This is a genomic window from Polaromonas sp. P3_C2 (assembly GCF_056402675.1).
On the sequence record NZ_JBFUGX010000571.1, the window covers coordinates 1 to 2,729 of the forward strand.

Consider the following 2,729-nt stretch of genomic DNA (forward strand, 5'->3'; position numbering starts at 1 on the left):
GCGTCTGGCCGCCGTACTGGACGATCACGCCCAACGGTTTTTCCTTGTCGACAATTTCGAGCACGTCTTCGAGCGTCAGCGATTCGAAATAGAGGCGGTCCGAGGTGTCGTAGTCGGTCGAGACGGTTTCAGGGTTGCAGTTGACCATGATGGTCTCGTAGCCGTCTTCGCGCATGGCCAACGCCGCGTGCACGCAGCAGTAGTCAAACTCGATGCCCTGCCCGATGCGGTTGGGCCCGCCGCCSAGGACCATGATTTTTTTCTTGTCGGTCGGAGCGGCTTCGCACTCGCTGCCTTCGGCCTCATAGGTCGAATACATGTAGGCGGTGTTGGTGGCAAACTCGGCGGCACAGGTGTCCACGCGCTTGTAGACCGGACGCACGCCCAGCGCACGGCGCTTTTCGCGAATGGCCGTGTCGGTGGTCTTGAGCTGCTTGGCCAGTCGGCGGTCGGAGAAGCCTTTTTGCTTCAGCGCACGCAGCGTGACGGCGTCGATCTTGTCGAGCGAGGTGGTTTCGAGTTCAAGTTCTATCTTGACGATCTGCTCGATCTGCACGAGAAACCACGGGTCGATCTTGGTGAGCGCAAAGACTTCATCGACGCTCATGCCCAGCGCAAACGCGTCACCCACATACCAGATGCGGTCGGGGCCGGGCGCGCCGAGTTCTTTCTCAAGCACTTCACGGTCTTGCGTCTTCTCGTTCATGCCGTCGACGCCGACTTCCAGGCCGCGCAGCGCTTTCTGGAAGGACTCCTGGAAAGTGCGGCCCATGGCCATCACCTCACCCACAGACTTCATCTGCGTGGTCAGGCGCGAATCAGCAGCCGGGAATTTCTCGAACGCGAAACGCGGAATCTTCGTGACGACGTAGTCGATGCTGGGCTCGAAGCTCGCTGGGGTTGCGCCGCCCGTGATTTCGTTACGCAGCTCGTCGAGCGTGTAGCCCACCGCCAACTTGGCCGCGACCTTGGCAATCGGGAAACCCGTGGCCTTGGAGGCCAGCGCCGATGAGCGCGAGACGCGCGGGTTCATCTCGATCACGACCATACGGCCGTCGACCGGGTTGATGGAGAACTGCACGTTGGAACCACCGGTATCCACGCCGATTTCCCGCAGCACAGCCAGCGAGGCGTTACGCAGTATCTGGTATTCCTTGTCAGTCAGCGTCTGGGCCGGTGCCACGGTGATCGAGTCACCGGTGTGCACGCCCATCGGGTCCAGATTTTCAATGGAGCAGACGATGATGCAGTTGTCGGCGGTGTCGCGCACGACTTCCATCTCGTACTCTTTCCAGCCGAGCAGCGATTCTTCAATCAGCAGCTCATTGGTGGGCGAAGCTTCGAGGCCGCGTTTGCAGATCACTTCGAATTCTTCGGAGTTGTAGGCGATGCCGCCGCCGGTGCCGCCCAGCGTGAAGCTTGGGCGGATCACGGTCGGGAAACCAACGGTTTTCTGGACTGCCCAGGCTTCATCCATGCTGTGCGCAATGCCGGAGCGGGCTGAGCCCAAACCGATCTTAGTCATCGCGTCCTTGAATTTCAGGCGGTCTTCGGCCTTGTCGATGGCTTCGGGCTTGGCGCCAATCAGCTCGACCTTGTACTTGTCGAGCACGCCGTTGTGCCAGAGGTCGAGCGCGCAGTTGAGCGCAGTCTGTCCGCCCATGGTCGGCAGGATGGCGTCAGGGCGTTCCTTGGCGATGATTTTTTCGACTGTCTGCCAGGTGATGGGCTCAATGTAGGTGACGTCGGCGGTCGCCGGGTCGGTCATGATCGTGGCGGGGTTGCTGTTGATCAGGATGACCTTGTAGCCCTCTTCGCGCAGCGCCTTGCAGGCCTGCACGCCGGAGTAGTCGAACTCGCAAGCCTGGCCGATGATGATGGGGCCGGCGCCGATGATGAGGACGGATTTGATGTCTGTACGTTTTGGCATTATTTGTTCCCTCCATGCTGTTCCATGAGGGCTGTGAAACGATCAAACAGATACGAAATATCGTGCGGGCCAGGCGAGGCTTCCGGGTGACCCTGAAAGCAAAACGCCGGCTTATCGGTGCGGGCCAGGCCTTGCAACGTGCCGTCAAACAGGCTGATGTGCGTGGGCCGCAGGTTGGCGGGCAGGCTTTTTTCATCCACCGCAAAACCGTGGTTCTGGCTGGTGATGCTGACGCGGCCGTTGTCCAGGTCTTTCACCGGGTGGTTGGCACCGTGGTGGCCGAACTTCATCTTGAAGGTCTTCGCGCCGCTGGCCAGCGCCATGATCTGGTGGCCCAGGCAGATACCGAAAGTCGGGATGCCGGTCTCAATGAGTTCACGCACCGCCGCAATCGCGTAGTCACAAGGCTCAGGGTCGCCCGGGCCATTGGCCAGGAAGATGCCGTCGGGTTTGAGCTTGAGCACGTCGGCAGCTGGCGTTTGTGCCGGCACCACGGTGATGCGCGCACCGCGCTCGGCCATCATGCGCAGGATGTTTTTCTTCACGCCGAAGTCAAAAGCCACGACGTGGAATTTGGGCGTGATTTGCACGCCATAACCCGCGCCGAGTTTCCATTCGGTCTGCGTCCATTCGTAGGTTTGCTTGACCGAGACGACCTTGGCCAGGTCGAGCCCGGCCATGCTGGGGGCGCCGCGCGCGGCCGCAACGGCCTTTTCGATCGCGGGCTGACTGACTTCTTCGCCCGCAGGCAGTGCCAGGATGCAGCCGTTTTGCGCGCCCTTGGTGCGCAGGTGGCGTG

2 protein-coding genes are annotated in these 2,729 nt (G+C 61.0%); both read right to left on the bottom strand.

Annotation, left to right across the window (positions count from 1 at the left end; genetic code table 11):
* Positions 1–1,930, bottom strand: a 1,930-nt coding sequence (gene carB / locus AC1DWI_RS19100) for a carbamoyl-phosphate synthase large subunit (RefSeq protein ID WP_477725462.1), incomplete at its 3' end; no start/stop codon positions are given.
* Positions 1,930–2,729, bottom strand: an 800-nt coding sequence (locus AC1DWI_RS19105) for a carbamoyl phosphate synthase small subunit (protein ID WP_477725463.1), incomplete at its 5' end; no start/stop codon positions are given. The genes carB and AC1DWI_RS19105, both read right to left, overlap by 1 nt.